16 protein-coding genes are annotated in these 15853 nt (G+C 61.0%); 5 read left to right on the top strand and 11 right to left on the bottom strand.

Annotation, left to right across the window (positions count from 1 at the left end):
- The first annotated feature begins 128 nt into the window (after nucleotides 1-128).
- Complete coding sequence (gene rdgC, locus A9G06_RS06075) at nucleotides 129-1040, top strand: recombination-associated protein RdgC (protein WP_005347467.1); 912 nt, start codon at nucleotides 129-131, stop codon at nucleotides 1038-1040.
- Between the two features lie 191 nt (nucleotides 1041-1231).
- On the top strand, nucleotides 1232-3013 hold the full coding sequence (gene ggt, locus A9G06_RS06080; RefSeq protein ID WP_069554591.1) for a gamma-glutamyltransferase: 1782 nt from the start codon (nucleotides 1232-1234) through the stop codon (nucleotides 3011-3013).
- 65 nt (nucleotides 3014-3078) lie between these two features.
- Here ggt and A9G06_RS06085 read toward each other — a convergent pair whose 3' ends face one another.
- Both A9G06_RS06085 and A9G06_RS06090 read right to left on the bottom strand, forming a co-directional pair.
- Nucleotides 3079-3549 (bottom strand): FKBP-type peptidyl-prolyl cis-trans isomerase, encoded by a 471-nt coding sequence (locus A9G06_RS06085; protein WP_005347462.1) that lies wholly within the window; start codon nucleotides 3547-3549, stop codon nucleotides 3079-3081.
- A gap of 174 nt (nucleotides 3550-3723) precedes the next feature.
- Nucleotides 3724-4872 carry a sodium:phosphate symporter gene (locus A9G06_RS06090; RefSeq protein WP_069554592.1) on the bottom strand — a complete coding sequence of 383 codons (1149 nt, stop codon included), beginning with the start codon at nucleotides 4870-4872 and terminating at the stop codon, nucleotides 3724-3726.
- Between the two features lie 248 nt (nucleotides 4873-5120).
- Here A9G06_RS06090 and A9G06_RS06095 point away from each other — a divergent pair, with 248 nt between their 5' ends.
- Nucleotides 5121-5495 carry a hypothetical protein gene (locus A9G06_RS06095; protein WP_253182312.1) on the top strand — a complete coding sequence of 125 codons (375 nt, stop codon included), beginning with the start codon at nucleotides 5121-5123 and terminating at the stop codon, nucleotides 5493-5495.
- Nucleotides 5496-5589: 94 nt separating this feature from the next.
- Here the strand turns inward: A9G06_RS06095 and A9G06_RS06100 are convergent, their stop codons facing one another.
- From A9G06_RS06100 to A9G06_RS06130, 6 genes are all read right to left on the bottom strand, one after another.
- Complete coding sequence (locus A9G06_RS06100; RefSeq protein ID WP_058057766.1) at nucleotides 5590-6936, bottom strand: APC family permease; 1347 nt, start codon at nucleotides 6934-6936, stop codon at nucleotides 5590-5592.
- Nucleotides 6936-7202, bottom strand: coding sequence for a hypothetical protein (locus A9G06_RS06105; protein ID WP_021230505.1), 267 nt, complete (start codon nucleotides 7200-7202; stop codon nucleotides 6936-6938). The genes A9G06_RS06100 and A9G06_RS06105 overlap by 1 nt, the downstream gene beginning before the upstream one ends.
- Nucleotides 7203-7740: 538 nt before the next feature.
- On the bottom strand, nucleotides 7741-9090 hold the full coding sequence (locus tag A9G06_RS06115; protein WP_058057765.1) for an APC family permease: 1350 nt from the start codon (nucleotides 9088-9090) through the stop codon (nucleotides 7741-7743).
- Entirely contained in the window at nucleotides 9090-9377 is a 288-nt protein-coding gene (locus tag A9G06_RS06120) for a hypothetical protein (RefSeq protein ID WP_139126166.1), read from the bottom strand. Before A9G06_RS06120 ends, A9G06_RS06115 begins: the two co-directional genes overlap by 1 nt.
- Nucleotides 9378-9456: 79 nt before the next feature.
- Entirely contained in the window at nucleotides 9457-10746 is a 1290-nt protein-coding gene (gene gabT, locus A9G06_RS06125) for a 4-aminobutyrate--2-oxoglutarate transaminase (protein ID WP_069554595.1), read from the bottom strand.
- Between the two features lie 123 nt (nucleotides 10747-10869).
- Nucleotides 10870-12333: an NAD-dependent succinate-semialdehyde dehydrogenase gene (locus A9G06_RS06130; RefSeq protein WP_069554596.1), complete on the bottom strand. Its 1464-nt coding sequence runs from the start codon at nucleotides 12331-12333 to the stop codon at nucleotides 10870-10872.
- A 413-nt stretch (nucleotides 12334-12746) separates the two neighbouring features.
- Here A9G06_RS06130 and puuR point away from each other — a divergent pair, with 413 nt between their 5' ends.
- Entirely contained in the window at nucleotides 12747-13349 is a 603-nt protein-coding gene (puuR, locus tag A9G06_RS06135) for an HTH-type transcriptional regulator PuuR (RefSeq protein ID WP_069554597.1), read from the top strand.
- 45 nt (nucleotides 13350-13394) lie between these two features.
- On the top strand, nucleotides 13395-14672 hold the full coding sequence (locus tag A9G06_RS06140) for an FAD-binding oxidoreductase (protein WP_069554598.1): 1278 nt from the start codon (nucleotides 13395-13397) through the stop codon (nucleotides 14670-14672).
- A gap of 127 nt (nucleotides 14673-14799) precedes the next feature.
- Here A9G06_RS06140 and A9G06_RS06145 read toward each other — a convergent pair whose 3' ends face one another.
- The 3 genes from A9G06_RS06145 to A9G06_RS06155 all read right to left on the bottom strand — a co-directional run.
- Nucleotides 14800-15048, bottom strand: a complete 249-nt coding sequence (locus tag A9G06_RS06145) for a DUF3297 family protein (protein WP_005338226.1) — start codon at nucleotides 15046-15048, stop codon at nucleotides 14800-14802.
- A 112-nt stretch (nucleotides 15049-15160) separates the two neighbouring features.
- On the bottom strand, nucleotides 15161-15589 hold the full coding sequence (locus A9G06_RS06150; protein WP_069554599.1) for an N-acetyltransferase: 429 nt from the start codon (nucleotides 15587-15589) through the stop codon (nucleotides 15161-15163).
- Between the two features lie 49 nt (nucleotides 15590-15638).
- On the bottom strand, nucleotides 15639-15853 hold a 215-nt coding region (locus A9G06_RS06155), incomplete at its 5' end, for an antibiotic biosynthesis monooxygenase (RefSeq protein ID WP_069554600.1).

Below are 15853 nucleotides of genomic sequence, written 5' to 3' on the forward strand. Positions count from 1 at the left end.
GAACAAACTGGTGACATAAATGAGACCCTGTGAGGTCGATCGCCCTTTATTTAGCGAGAATGATTGGCTGATCACAAAGCGCCTCTCTAGTACAATGCCCGCCGGACAATCTAGAGACCGAGGACGCCATGTGGTTTAAAAACCTGCAGATTTATCGCTTTACCCGCCCCTTTGACCTGACCGTTGATCAGCTGGAAACCCAGCTGGAAGCCTGTGCCTTCACCCCTTGCGGCAGTCAGGACATCTCCCGTTTCGGGTGGGTCAAGCCCCTTGGCAAATTCGGCTCAACCCTGACCCACTCTGCCTCCGGTCACATCCTCATCTGCGCCCGCAAAGAGGAGAAGATGCTGCCCGGTACCGTAGTCAAGGAGATGCTGGCCGAGAAGGTAGAGGCGATCGAGTTCGAACAGGGACGCGCCCTCAAAAAGAAAGAGAAGGAAGCGCTGAAAGAGGAGATCCTCCACACCCTGCTGCCCCGTGCCTTCAGTCGTACCAGCCAGACTTTCGCCTGGATCAATCCGGCCGACAATTTGATGGTGGTGGACGCAGGTTCTGCCAAGAAGGCGGACGATCTGCTGGCACTGTTGCGCAAATCCATCGGCTCCCTGCCGGTGGTGCCGGTGGCCCTCAAGAACCCGCCCGAAATCACCATGACCGAGTGGCTGAACGAGGGCAACCTGCCTGCTTCGTTCACCCTGGAAGATGAAGCCGAGCTGCGCAGTGCCATGGAGCACGGTGGCATCATCCGCTGCAAGCAGCAGGATCTGATGACGGATGAAATCAAGAACCACCTGGCCAACGACAAGCTGGTGACCAAGCTGGCCCTCAACTGGGGCGAGACCGTCAGCTTCGTGCTGGGGGATGATCTCTCCATCAAGCGCCTGAAATTCAGCGAAGAGCTGCGCGAGCAGAACGACGACGTCACCAGCGAAGATCCGGCCGCCCGTCTGGATGCCGACTTCGCGCTGGTCACCGCCGAGCTGTCCCAGTTTATCCCGGCGCTGTTTGCCGCCTTGGGTGGCGAAGAGCAGTCCATCTAAGCGGACTTGCGCCTGTTTGGCCTCTGCCATCCCATCGTAAAAGCCGCCTTCGGGCGGTTTTTTTATATCTGTTACGGATAGCCATTATTGATAGATGAGTAAGATATTGATCTTGTTCAATAACTTGAGCTACCAGCGCCAATCGTGACATAGTCCCTCTTCATGGTCATAAAACAGACAAGGAGAGTGTCATGTTGCGCAAACCTCTGGGGCTCGCTATCGCCCTTGCCCTGCTGGCCGGTTGTGCCAGTGACAACGGCTTTCACTACACCCCGCCAGCCCAGACCCTGATCGCGCCGGAGGCGGCCAGTGGCTGGACCGACAAACAGGGTTGGCAGGGCCATGACTTCATGGTGGCGGCCGCCAACCCGCTGGCGGTGGATGCGGGCTACCAGATCATCAAGGCCGGTGGCAGTGCCGTCGATGCCGCCATTGCGGTGCAGCTGGTGCTGACGCTGGTGGAGCCGCAATCCTCCGGGATCGGTGGCGGGACGCTGCTGCTGGTGTGGGATGGGCGCAAGGTGAGTGCGGTGGATGGCCGCGAGACGGCGCCGGCTGCCGCCACCGACCAGCTGTTTATGCAAGATGGCAAGCCGCTGGCGTTTTATGACGGGGTGGTCGGGGGCCGCTCGGTCGGCGTTCCCGGTACCCTGCGCGCTCTGGCACTGGCCCATCAGCGTTATGGCAAGCTGCCCTGGGCTGCGCTGTTCGAGCCTGCCATCACGCTGGCAGAGCAAGGATTTGTGATAAGTCCACGACTGGCCACATTGCTGGCCAAGGATCCCTATCTGGCACGGGATCCGCAGGCGCGAGCCTACTTCTATCAGGTTGATGGCAGCCCCAAAACGGCGGGCACCCGGCTGACCAACCCGGCGCTGGCCAAGGTGTTGCGCACTCTGGCCACAGAGGGGGCAGATGCCTTTTATCGGGGGCCGCTGGCGGATGCCATGGTGGCCAAGGTACGCCAACATCCCACCAACCCCGGGGTACTGGCGGCCACCGATCTGGCCAGCTATCAGGCCAAAGTGCGGGATGGCCTCTGCTTTGACTATCGCCAGAGCAAGATCTGCGGCTTTCCCACTCCCTCGTCCGGCACTCTGGCACTCGGCCAGATCTTCGGCATGCTGGAGAGCCGCGATATGGCGGCCCTCAAGCCGATCACCACGAAGGAGGGGGGGCTGGCTGCCTCCAGCGAGGCCATCCACCTCTACAGTGAAGCGGCGCGCCTGGCCTTCGCCGATCGCAACCAGTACGTCGCCGACAGCGATTTTGTCAGGGTGCCGGTGAAGGGGTTGCTGGACAAGGGCTATCTGGCCGAGCGCGGCAAGCTTGTCGGTCAGCACTCCATGGGGATTGCCAAGCCCGGTACGCCGCCACTGGCGCTGGTGCGCGGCAAGGATGCGACTCCGGAACTCCCCTCTACCAGCCATGTCTCGATCGTCGACAAGGCGGGGATGGCTATCTCCATGACCAGCTCCATCGAGGATGGTTTTGGAGCGCGTCAGATGGTCAACGGCTACCTGCTCAACAACCAGCTCACCGATTTCTCCTTCACCTCGGTGGATGCCGCCGGTCTGCCGGTGGCAAACCGGGTGGAGCCGGGCAAGCGGCCCCGCTCCTCCATGTCACCCCTGCTGGTGTTTGACAAGCCAAGCGGCGAGCTGACCATGACGCTGGGCTCGCCGGGGGGCTCCGCCATCATCAACTACGTGGGCAAGACCCTGCTCGGCACCCAGGATTGGGGCCTGAACCTGCAACAGGCCATCAACCTGCCCAACTTTGGCAGCCGCAACGGCCCCACCGAGCTGGAAGCGGGACGCACCCCCATGTCGGTGGTCGAGGGATTGAAGGCGAGGGGACACGAAGTGGTGCTCAATGAACAAACTTCCGGCCTGCAGGGGGTTGAGCGCAACGCTGGCGGCTGGTTTGGCGCAGCGGATCCGCGCCGGGAAGGGATCGCCAAGGGGGAGTGACGCTCCCATAGCAACAAGGCCAGCATGATGCTGGCCTTGTTGCTGATAGTGCATGGCAGAGCGAGTTACTGGATACCCAACAGCTCCACGTCGAAGATCAGGACTGATCCCGGCGGGATTTTGCCTGCTGCACGGTCGCCGTAGGCGAGGTTGGCGGGGATGTAGAAACGGGTCTTCTCACCTTCCACCATCAGCTGCACCCCTTCGGTCCAGCCAGCGATCACCTGATTGAGGCCAAACTCGATGGGCTCGCCACGGGCGACCGAGCTGTCAAAGACGGTGCCGTCCAGCAGCTTGCCCTCGTAGTGCACCTTCACCTTGCTAGTGGCGGTGGGGTGAACGGTGCCGGTGCCCGGGGTCAGCACTTCGTACTGCAGGCCGGAGGCGGTGGTGGTCACCAGCGGCTTCTCCTTGTTGCTGGCGAGGAACTCGGCGCCAATCCGCACGTTGTCGGCCGCCAGCTTCTTGTTGTTGCTGCTGGAGTAGAAGTAGTAGGCCACACCGGCGATGAGCAGTGCGATCAGTATGAATTTCATCGGTTTTTCCTGTTCCATGAAATGTAAAAAGTGCAATGAGGACGCCATCTTATCGCGCACCGCTCCTGATGGCGAGCCACAGGGCGGGAGGATGTGAGCAGGCAGGCAAAGCCCGGCGAGCTGGACGCAAAAAGGGGCGAGTCGCTGACTCGCCCCTTGTCATGGTTGTGACGCTTACTTGGCAGCCACCATCATCAGGGCGGGCAGGGCGAAGAAGAGACCCGCCACATAACCCAGTGCCAACAGCTTGTTCTCGCTGCCTACCCGGGCAAGCCCCTCGGCGGCGCGAACCGGCAGGTCACGCAGGAAGGGGATGCCATAGATGAGCACCACGGCAAAGAGATTGAACAGCACGTGGACCAGCGCGATGGTCATGGCCAGCTGGGCACCGGCTCCGCTGATGGCGGTGGCAGCCAGCAGGGCGGTGATGGTGGTGCCGATATTGGCCCCCAGGGTGAAGGGGTAGAGCTGACGGGTGCTGAACACGCCGCCGCCAGCCAGCGGGATCATCAGGCTGGTGGTGGTGGAGGAGGACTGCACCATGATGGTCACCAGCGCACCGGAGGTGATGCCGGTCAGCGGGCCACGGCCCAGCGCCTTGTGCAGTACCTCTTTGGCACGGCCAACCAGTACCTGTTGCAGCACTTTGCCCAGATAAGTGACGCAGGCGAGGATCAGCAGGATACCGATGATGATGGTGGCGATGGCGGCTCCCTTGCCCGGCAGGAAGGCCACGGCGCTGTCAATCAGCTGCTGGGCCGGTGCGGTCAGCGGCTTCATGAAATCCATGCCCTTCATCGACATGTTGGCGGAGCCTACCAGCAGGTTGGCCAGCCACTCGGCGCTGTGTTGCAGCAGGCCGAACATCAGTTCCAGCGGCAGGAAGATGAACACCGCCAGCAGGTTGAAAAAGTCGTGCACGGTGGCGGCGGCGAAGGCGCGGCGGAACTCGGCGCGATCCCGCACATGGCCCATGGAGACGATGGTGTTGGTGATGGTGGTGCCGAGGTTGGCACCCATCACCATGGGGATGGCCATGCTGATGGGCAGGCCGCCAGCCACCAGACCGACGATCACCGAGGTGACGGTGCTGGAGGATTGCACCAGCGCGGTAGCGAGAATACCCAGCAGCAGGGCGACAAAGGGGTTGTTGGCAAAGGCGAAGATCTGGGCTGCGCCCTCGGCGCCGCCGGAGAAATCTTTGAAGCCGTGGGAGATGGCGCCCACGGCGACCAGGATCAGGTAGACCAGTACGATGACACTCATCCAGTTGAACAGGGCGCGGGTCGCGGGCGGCTGTGACAAGGAGTGATGGTGTTGCATAAAGCCTCTTGAGACGGTCGTTCCGTCTTGGGTTGTTGATGACCCGCGCATTTAATCAGTGGTTAATGACAGAAATATGACAACGTGACATTTCGATGATGTTTTTATGACGACGAACTGCGGCGACAAGCGCTGACCGAGCCGGTTGGCTCTGGGAGGCAAAAGGGGGAACGAAGGCACTGCCGCCTTGCCAGCCGGGACGTGATCGCTACACTGCGCCCCTTTATTGGCAAGCAGGAGTAAACAAGATGATGCGTGCATGGATCCTCTCTCTGTCGCTGGGGCTGCTCTCGGCGGGGGCACAGGCCAGCCTGTTGAAAACAGATTGCAACCTCGACAAGGCCCTCAAAAACGAAGCGGTGAATGCCACTCTGGGGGTCAAGGGCAACTGTGATACCAGCAAGCTGGTGAAGCAGGAGAAAGAGAAGGTGAAAGCCGAGGTGCAAAAAAGCCGCACCGACCTGCTGGGCGAGAAGCGCGCCAACCTCAAGGAGAGCAGTAACGGTATGCAGCAGAAGATGGACAAGGCAAACCAGCAGTTGCACAAGGCAGAGCAGGATGCCAAAACCATCGCTCGCGATCCGCTCAAGGCTGCGGCGACCGCGGTGCTGGATAAGCAGTAAGCAGACCGGGCCCAAGCCCGTGTGGCCGGCAACAGACCGGCAGCAAAAAGGGGAGCCATGGCTCCCCTTCTGTCTATCCGTTATCCGCAAAGGATCAGGCGTCAGCCGCTTCCTCGTACTGACGGAACGGGATGCGGAACACCGCCAGACGCAGGAACAGATAGGTTGCGCCGAGGCCAGCCCAGATCAGGCCCAGCTCCAGCGAGCTCTGCTCCAGGTTGATCCAGAGGGCACCGATGGTGGCGGCACCGAGCAGCGGCATCAACAGGTAGATGACGTGATCCTTGAGGGTCTTGTTGCGCTTCTCGCGCACCCAGAACTGACCGATCACCGACAGGTTGACGAAGCTGAAGGCCACCAGTGCGCCGAAGTTGACCAGCGCCAGCGCGGTATCCAGATCAAACGACACGGCGGAGAGGGCCAGACCGCCCACCATCAGCACGTTGATGGCCGGAGTACGGTATTTCGGGTGGATGTAGCCAAACACCCGCTCCGGGATCATGCGGTCACGCCCCATCACGTAGAGGATGCGCGACACACCGGCGTGAGCCGCCATGCCGGAGGCCAGTACCGCGACCGTGGTGCAGACCAGCACCACGGACTGGAAGAAGGTGCCGCCAACGTAGAGGGCGATCTCCGGCAGTACCGCGTCCGGATGCTGGAAGCGGGCGAGGCTCGGGAAGTAGAGCTGCAGGCAGTAGGAGACCACCACGAAGATGATGCCGCCGATCAGGGCAGTCAGCACGATCGCCTTGGGGATCACCTTGCCGGCATTCGGAGTCTCTTCGGAGAGAGAGCTCAGACCGTCAAAGCCCAGGAACGAGAAGCAGAGGATGGTCGCACCGGTAAAGAGCGGTACCAGCTGTGCTGACTCGAAGTGGAACGGACGGCTGCTCATCAGGGTGCCAGCCCCTTCACCGTGGTAGATGCCCCACGCCATCAGGCCGATAAAGAGGGTGATGATGGCCAGCTGGATCACCACGATCAGACCGTTGAAGTTGGCCACCAGATTGATGCCGCGCAGGTTGAGGAAGGTCATTACGGTCACCAGACCGAAGATGAACACCCAGGGCTCGACGCCCGGGAACATGGCGGTCAGGTAGATCTTGGCCAGCAGAATGTTGATCATCGGCATGAACATGTAGTCGAGCAGGGAGGACCAGCCGACCATGAAACCGACGTAGGGGTTGAACACCTTCTGGGCATAGGTATAGGCAGAGCCCGCAGAGGGGAACTTGCGTACCAGATGTCCGTAGCTGAGAGCGGTGAGCAGGATGCCACCCAGAGCCAGCAGATAGGCGGTGGCGACCCGGCCATCGGTGATGTCACCGACGATGGCGAAGGTGTCGAAGACAGCCATGGGGGTCAGATAGGCCAGACCCATCACAATCACTTGTGTCAGGGTAAGGGTCTTGAGCAGCTTGGCGTTTTGCGATGCCATTACGCTTTCTCCTCAATCAGTGCCGCAGCACGTGCTTGCAACGAGCGCAGGGATACGATGGATTCGCAAGCCTGTACATCAAGGGCGCCGGGGAGGCGCATACCGGGCTGTACCGGCAGGAAAGCATTAAAACGCCCCATTGTTATCCTCTCAACGTCGGGAGATTGTTTGGCAATCTCGAATATCACTTCCGGAAACGTTCCGGCCTCTTGTGGTGGGTTTGTACTGCACTTCAAAAATACAAAAACCGATGTCGCAGTGAACATCGGTCCTTTATTGGCGGCGTATTGTGCATTCGGTCAGCCCCCTTGACAAGCAAAAAAGGGCGGATTAACGCATTTTTTTGCATACGCACGGAGCAGGTAAGTGGTCACTCGCCCCCTGCAGCCGTCCCCGAGCCGCTCCCCCTTTTTCGGGGGGGAAGAGAACCCTGTCATGGCGTATGAAAAATCGGCAAATCGGGGCTGCAGGGTGCATAGCGCCTCAACATTGATCCTGATCATATTTGCCGGAGCTTCCCCAGGCACGAGTCCTACTATTTTATCGGCTGGCAGAGGATGAGAGGGGGAGAGATGGAAAAAGATGGTTTGCATATCCATTCATTATAATGACTATGAATAGGAGGTAAGGTGGCTCGAGCCATGGCACGGCGAGCAGCCCGGCTGGGTAGTTATTTGAAATCAGTCACACTTCCTGCAGAAAGCGCGTTTCTGGCAACCCGTGCTGCTGGCCACCAGAGCACCGCAAAAACAACAAGGAGCCCGCAGGCTCCTTGTTCGCTATCGGGGGTAGGGGCGCCAGCGGTTACTGGGCGATCTCCACCTTGTCGGCGGTATGCAGCGGGATGCGGAACACAGTCAGGCGCAGGAACAGGTAGATGGCCCCCAGCGCCGCCCAGATCAGCCCCAGCTCGAAGGAGGAGGGCTCGAGGTTGAGCCACAGTACCCCGATGCAGGCGGCGCCACAGAGCGGCAGCAGCAGATACATCAGGTGGTCCTTGAGACACTTGTTGCGGCCCAGCTTCACATAGAAGTGGGCAATCACCGCCAGATTGACGAAGGTGAAGGCCACCAGGGCGCCAAAGTTGATCAGCGCCAGCGCCATCTCCAGATCCAGCGACACCGCAGAGAGGGCCAGCAGGCCGACCAGCAGTACGTTGAACGCCGGCGTCTGCCACTTCGGATGGATGTAACCGAAGAAGCGGGCGGGCAGGGCGCGATCACGACCCATCACGTAGAGCAGGCGCGATACACCGGCGTGGGAGGCGAGCCCCGAGGCCAGCACCGCTACTGTGGTGCAGACCAGCACCACCGCCTGGAACAGCTTGCCGCCGACATAGAGGGCGATCTCCGGCAATACCGCATCCGGATGCTGGAAGCGGGAGATGTCCGGGAAGTAGAGCTGCAGGAAGTAGGAGGTGGTGACGAACAGCACACCGCCGATCAGCGCCGTCAGCACGATGGCGCGGGGGATCACCCGATCCGCGTCCGGGGTCTCTTCCGACAGGGTACTGATGGCGTCAAAACCGAGGAACGACAGACAGAGGATGGAGGCCCCCATCAGCAGCGGTGACACCTGGATCTGCTCGGAGAAGAAGGGACGGCTGCTGGCCACGGTCCCCAACCCTTCACCATTGTGAACGCCCCAGGCGATCAGGCCGATAAAGACGGCGATGATGCTGAACTGCATCACCACGATCAGGCTGTTGAAGTTGGCCACCAGCTTGATGCCGCGCAGGTTGAGGGCTGTCATCACCGCCGCCAGACCGAAGATATAGGTCCAGGGCTCTACGTTCGGGAAGAGGGCTTCCAGATAGATCTTGGCCAGCAGCATGTTGATCATCGGCATGAACATGTAGTCGAGCAGGGAGGTCCAGCCCACCATAAAGCCGACATAGGGGTGAAACACCTTCTGGGCATAGGTATAGGCGGAGCCGGCTGACGGGAACTTGCGCACCAGATGGCCGTAGCTCAGGGCAGTGAACAGCATGCCGATGAGGGCAAACAGGTAGGCGGTCGGCACATGGCCTTCGGTGATCTCGGTGACGATGCCGAAGGTGTCGAACACAGCCATGGGGGTGAGGTACGCCAGTCCCATAACCACGACCTGCCACAGCTTGAGGGTCTTTTTCAGACCAACCTGCTGGGCCGCCATTATGCATGTTCCTCATGCAGTGCCAGAGTGGCACGGTCCATCAACGAAACCGGGAGAGAGGCCCGGGAATCAAGGGCGCCAGGGCGGCGCACACCGGCCATGGCCGGTTGGAAAGCATTGAGATGCCCCATGTTGTTCCTCACTAGACTTGGTGTCGGGAGACTGCTGCCAATCTCGCTATCTTTTCCGGGGGTGATCCGGCCTCGTTTATGGGTTTGTTCACTGTCTAAAAAAGAACCGATGCCATTGTTTTGCATCGGTTCTTTCAGTGGCGGCGCATTGTGCATTTGCAGGGCCCCCTTGACAAGAAAAAAAGGGGGTAAAATTGCATTTATTTGCACAGGTGAGTGGTCACTTTCCTGCTGGTCAGGCCAGCACGGCCTCCAGTGATTTTTCAAGGAGTTGTAGCCCCTCGTCAATCACTGCCGCAGGGGCTGTCAGGGGGGCGAGAAAACGGATGACATTTGCGCGCACCCCGCATGAGAGCAGGACCAGACCGCGCTTGCCCGCCTCGGCCACCAGTCGTTTGGTAAGGTCGGGATCGGGCTGGCTGGCATCACGGCGTTTCACCAGCTCCATGGCCACCATGGCACCGGGGCCGCGAATTTGACCTATGCAGTCAAAACGCTCGGCTATGCGTTCCAGCCCCGCCTTGATCTGCTCCCCCTGATCCAGCGCTTTCTGGTTGAGTTTCTCCTCGTCGATCACCTGCAATACCGCCAGCGCGGCGGCGCAGGCGATGGGGGAACCGGCATAGGTGCCACCCAGGCCCCCCGGCTTGGCCGAGTTCATGATCTCCGCCTTGCCCACCACCGCCGAGAGAGGGAAGCCCCCCGCCAGACTCTTGGCCAACGTCATGATGTCCGGCTCGATGCCGGCATACTCGGTGGCGAAGGTCTTGCCGGTGCGGCAAAAACCACTCTGGATCTCGTCGCAGAGCAGCAGAATGCCGTGCTGGTCGCAGACGCTGCGCAGCTTCTGCATAAAGCTCGGGGAGGCAGGGTAGAAGCCCCCTTCGCCCTGTACCGGCTCGATAATGATGGCGGCAACGCGGGAGGGCTCGATGTCGGCGCTGAAGCAGAGCTCGAGGGCGTGCAGGGCATCCTCTTCACTCACTCCGAGATAATCGGCGGGGAAGGGGATGTGGTAGACCTCCCCCGGGAAGGGGCCAAAGCCGGTCTTGTAGGGCACCACCTTGCCGGTGAGCGCCATCCCCATCATGGTGCGGCCGTGAAAGCCCCCCTTGAAGGCGATGGTGCCGCTGCGACCGGTGTGGGCGCGGGCAATCTTGATGGCGTTCTCGACCGCCTCGGCGCCGGTAGAGAGAAACAGGGTGCGCTTCGGCGTCGGGCCGGGCACCAGGGCATTGAGCTTCTCGGCAAGCTCGATATAGCCGGGGTAGGGGGTGACCTGAAAGCAGGTGTGGCTGAACTTTTCCAGCTGTTCACGCACCGCCGCCACCACTTTCGGATGGTTGTGGCCGGTGTTGAGCACGGCGATGCCGGAGGCAAAGTCGATGTAGCGGTTGCCCTCCACATCCCACAGCTCGGCGTTTTGCGCCCGGTCGATAAAGACCGGCAGCAGGGTGCCTACGCCGTTGACCACGGCTGCTTCGCGGCGCGCTTGCCACGCCTTGTTTGATTCTGACTGACTCATCTTTCCTCCCTGAGGGGCCGCAGCCCCCGATATTCCCTGAAAATGTGGCAGGCGTTGTGGCGCCCATCACCGCCGATCAGCCCATCGGCCAGATCGGCGGCGCCTTGTCTCTCTGTTGCTGCCCTAGCGAATGGCGCCAAAGCAGAGGTATTTGGTCTCGAGATACTCCTCCAGTCCCTCGGCTGCCCCTTCCCGGCCCAGCCCCGACTCCTTGATCCCGCCAAAAGGAGCCAATTCGGTTGAGATGATCCCCTCGTTGATGCCGACCATGCCGTATTCCAGCTGCTCGGCGACGCGCCATACCCGGGCGATATCGCGGCCATAGAAGTAGGCGGCCAGGCCATAAGGGGTGTCGTTGGCAATGGCGATGGCCTCGGCTTCTGTCTCGAAGCGCACCAGCGGGGCGACCGGGCCGAAGATCTCCTCCTGCAGGATGGGGTTGGTTTTATCCACCTTGCCCAAAATGGTGGGTTGGTAGAAGAGGAGACCGGCGGGGTGAGCTTCGCCCCCCAGCAGCACTTCGGCACCGGCGGCGACCGATTGCTGCACCAGCTCGGCCACCTTGCTGGCGGCGGCGGGGTTGATGAGCGGGCCGATCTGGGAGCCCTCCGCCATGCCATCCCCCACCTTGAAGGCCTTGACGGCGGCAGTCAGCTTCTCGGCGAAGGCGTCATAGACGCTGGCCTGTACCAGAATGCGGTTGGCGCAGACACAGGTCTGCCCGGCGTTGCGGTATTTGGAGGCGAGCGCCCCGGCCACCGCGGCATCGAGGTCGGCGTCGTCAAAGACGATAAAGGGGGCGTTGCCACCCAGCTCCAGCGACAGCTTCTTCATGGTGTCGGCGCACTGGCGCATCAGCAGTTTGCCGATGCGGGTGGAGCCGGTGAAGGAGAGCTTGCGCACCACCGGATTGCTGCACAGCTCGTTGCCTACTGCGCTCGCCTGATGGCTGGTGACGATATTGATGACTCCGGCGGGGATGCCCGCCTGCTCGGCAAGCAGCGCCAGCGCCAGCGCGCAGAGCGGCGTCTCGGCGGCAGGTTTGATGACGATAGTGCAACCGGCGGCCAGCGCAGGGCCCGCCTTGCGGGTGATCATGGCAATGGGGAAGTTCCACGGAGTGATGGCGGCGACCACGCCCACCGGCTGCTTGATGGTGGCCAACCGGCGATCACCGCTAAAGCCCGGGATGGTGCGGCCATAGGCGCGCTTGCCCTCCTCGGCGAACCACTGGATAAAGCTGGCGCCGTAAGCCACCTCGCCCTTTGCTTCCGCCAGCGGCTTGCCCTGCTCGCAGGTCATGATGCGGGCCAGCTCGTCGCTGTGGGCGGTGATGGCGGCAAACCAGGCGTAGAGCTTGTTGCTGCGCTCCTTGGCCGTCAGCGCAGCCCAGGCGGGTTGCGCCGCGTGGGCGGCCGCGATGGCGCGGCGGGTATCCTCGGCATCCATGTCGGGCACCTGGGTAATGACGGCACCGCTGGCGGGGTTGGTGACCTCGAAGGTGCGGCCGCTGGCGGCCTCGCACCACTGTCCATCTATATAGGCGCGGGATGTGATCAAGCTGGAGTGGGATGTTGTTCCTGACATGAGAAGCCTCGAGTGTGGGTCAGAGCAGCTGGTTGCCGGAGTGAGCCGACCCTTCCTGCGCCGCTGCCGTATAAAATAATAAGCACAGGAAGACCATAATTTGAGCTGAAATGTTTTTCAAGTGTTAAATATATTTGAATTGCTGGGGGGCGCCATGCTAGAAAATGGGCTGTGTAGCGCGCTTTCTCCGGTTCGCTTGCAGGCTGCAAGTGGGCAGACGACCGGGAGATGGTAAATCAGGTGTGCAAAATAATGAACGGCAGTGCTGTGTAACATAGTGAACGGCAAGGGAAAGCTGGTTGGCTATTTTAACCAGCAGGGTAAACAGGCAGCGCCTGATCCGATGCGATCACGCGCAAGCAGGAGAGGCTGATGATGCAAGGATGCAGAGATAGCGCAGCAGGGGGTCTTTCATGAGCGGGCCACAGAGCCGGGAGGGCGTGGCTCGACCGCTGAGTGGGGCTGATGCCGGGGCTTGCACCATGGGGGAACGGCTGGCGGCGGTACGCCATCAGCTGGGGCTATCCCAGCGGCGGGCGGCCGAGTTGAGCGGCCTGACTCATGGCGCCATCTGCATGATCGAGCAGGACAAGGTGAGCCCCTCGGTCGCCTCCCTGCAAAAGCTGCTCACCATCTATGGCCTGCCGCTGTCGCGCTTTTTCGCCGAGGAGGAGAGCCGCACTCCGGAGGTGGTGATCAAGGCTGATCAGCTGATCGAGCTGGGCAGTCAGGGGGTCTCCCTCAAGCTGGTGCACAACGGCAACAACCGCCGCCAGCTCGGCTTTATGCTGGAAACCTATCCCCCCGGCACCGACACCGGAGGTCAGGTGACCCATCAGGGGGAAGAGGTCGGCACTGTGCTGGAGGGGTCGGTGATCCTGACGGTGGCGGGCCAGAGTTATCCGCTGGAGGCGGGCGACAGCTATGTGATCGACACCGGCGAGCCCCACAGCTTCAGCAATCCGTCGGGGGAGACCTGTCGCATCGTCAGCGCCCACACCCCGGCGAGCTTTTAATCCTGACAGTAGTTTGGCAACCGAACCGGTAAGGAAACAGGGATCATGACCGAACATGTAAACAGTTACTACGCAGCCAGCGCCAATAAACACGCGCCCTATCCGACATTGAACGAGCAGCTGGAGTGCGATGTCTGCGTCATCGGGGCGGGCTATACCGGCCTCTCCAGCGCCCTGCATCTGGTAGAAAAGGGCTACAAGGTGGTGGTGCTGGAGGCCGCACGAGTCGGCTTTGGCGCCAGCGGCCGCAATGGCGGCCAGATCGTCAACTCCTACAGCCGCGACATCGACACCATAGAAGCGAACTGCCCGCCGGATCAGGCCAGGCTGCTCGGTTCCATGTTGTTTGAGGGGGGCCAGATCATCCGCGAGCGGATCAAGCGCTACAACATCCAGTGCGATCTGCAGGAGGGGGGGGTCTTTGCCGCCGAGACCGAGAAGCAGCTGCACGAGCTCAAGGCGCAGAAGGCGCGCTGGGAGAAGTGGGGCAACGACCAGCTGGAGCTGCTCGATGCCAAAGGCGTGCGCGAGGTGGTCGCGAGTGATCGCTATGTCGGCGCCCTGCTCGACAAGAGCGGCGGTCATATCCACCCCCTCAACCTGGCGTTGGGGGAGGCTGAAGCCATCCGCATCCAGGGCGGGCAGATCTTCGAACAATCCGCCGTCACCAGCATCACTCCGGGGCAGCCCGCACTGGTCAAGACCGCCAAGGGGGCGGTGAAGGCGCGCTTTGTGGTGGTGGCGGGCAATGCCTACCTCGGTAATCTGGTGCCGGAACTGGCCAGCAAGAGCATGCCCTGTGGCACCCAGGTGATCGCCACCGAAGTGCTGGGAGAGGAGCGGGCCCGTTCACTGCTGCCGCAGAACTACTGTCTGGAGGATTGCAACTATCTGCTCGACTACTACCGTACCTCCGGCGATCACCGGCTGCTCTATGGCGGCGGCGTTGTCTATGGCGCGCGGGATCCGGCGGATATCGAGCGGCTGATCATCCCCAAGATGCTCAAGACCTTCCCGCAGCTGGCCGACGTCAAAGTGGAGTACACCTGGACTGGTAACTTCTTGCTCACCCTGTCGCGCCTGCCGCAGTTTGGTCGCATCGGCCCCAACATCTACTACATGCAGGGTTACAGCGGCCACGGCGTTACCTGTACCCATCTGGCGGGCAAGCTGCTCTCCGAGGTGCTGAGCGGTCAGGCGGAGCGTTTCGATGCCTTTGCCAAACTGCCGCACTACCCCTTCCCGGGTGGTCGGCTGTTCCGTATCCCCTTCACCGCCGCGGGCGCCGCCTGGTACACCCTGCGCGATCGGCTGGGGGTATAAGAGCCGCTCTGCGAGAAATGTGGGCTGGTGGCTGCCGCTTAGATAACGCTGACGCCAGCATCAATACCGGAAACAACAAGGCCACCGCGAGGGTGGCCTTGTTGTTTATTAAACTGCAGCGCGCTGATTAGCTGTAGAAGGCTTCAACGGTGCCCTTGAGCTTGATCAGGATGGGCTGACCACGGCGATCCAGCGCTTTGGGGGAGGGGATCTTTACCCAACCTTCGCTGATGCAGTACTCCTCGACATCGGTGCGCTCTTTGCCGTTCAGGCGAATACCGATCGGGTGCTCGAAGCAGGCGGCCACATAGTGAGGGCTGCGGGGATTGCAGGAGAGGTGATCCGGCAGAGCCGGTTTGGTGCTGGTATCGCTCATCGATATAACCCGAAATGAATAAAAAGTGGGTCATTGTAGAGAATGCCGTCATGGCATTCAAGGCGACCACAAAACAGGCAAAGTGTGCTCGCCATCGCTATGGGCGACCCGCTTATCCTCGTTGCCAATGCATCACCAACTCGGGGTGGCCGCTATGCTCGCACAACTGCTGCTCACCCTCTTTGAAACCGTTGCGGGAATAGAAGCGCCGCGCCTGCTCATTTTCGGCGTAGACCGTCAACTCGAGTCGATCATATTGGGCTTTGAGGTGTTCGAGCAGTTGGCGACCCAACCCGTGTGCTTGGTGATCTGGGGAGATAAACAGTGCGGCAACAGATCCCTGATACCAGGAGATAAAGCCCAGTAGCTGTCCATCCTCCTCATAACCCCAGCTCTGGCTGGCGGGCAGATAGATATCCCGCATCGCCGTGCGTTGCGCATGCCAGAAGGCTGCTGGAATAAAGTCGTGGGCTTGTACCGATGCCTGATACCAGAGCTCGACTGCGGCATCGAGATCGGATTTGGATAATGGGCGGATCATAAGTCTCTCAATCATTGACGGTGGAAAAGGGGCGAGCGCGGTGCCACGGCTATTGGCCAAGTCCCGTCACGGTATAGTGTCTCTCGACATTGACCGTGATCTCCCCCCAGCGGGAGGCTTTGACCCGGGCCTGATGGGCGGCAAAGGCGGTGGGATCGCGAAAGGTCTCGCAGACCTCGAAGCGGGAGGGGTTGAGTCTGCTTTGCGTCACCTCGAACTGCAGGCAGCCATGTTCATGTCGGGTCAGCTGGATATGGTTATCAA

Origin of the sequence: Aeromonas sp. DNP9, from assembly GCF_001728955.1 — a bacterium.
Classification (GTDB): domain Bacteria; phylum Pseudomonadota; class Gammaproteobacteria; order Enterobacterales; family Aeromonadaceae; genus Aeromonas; species Aeromonas veronii.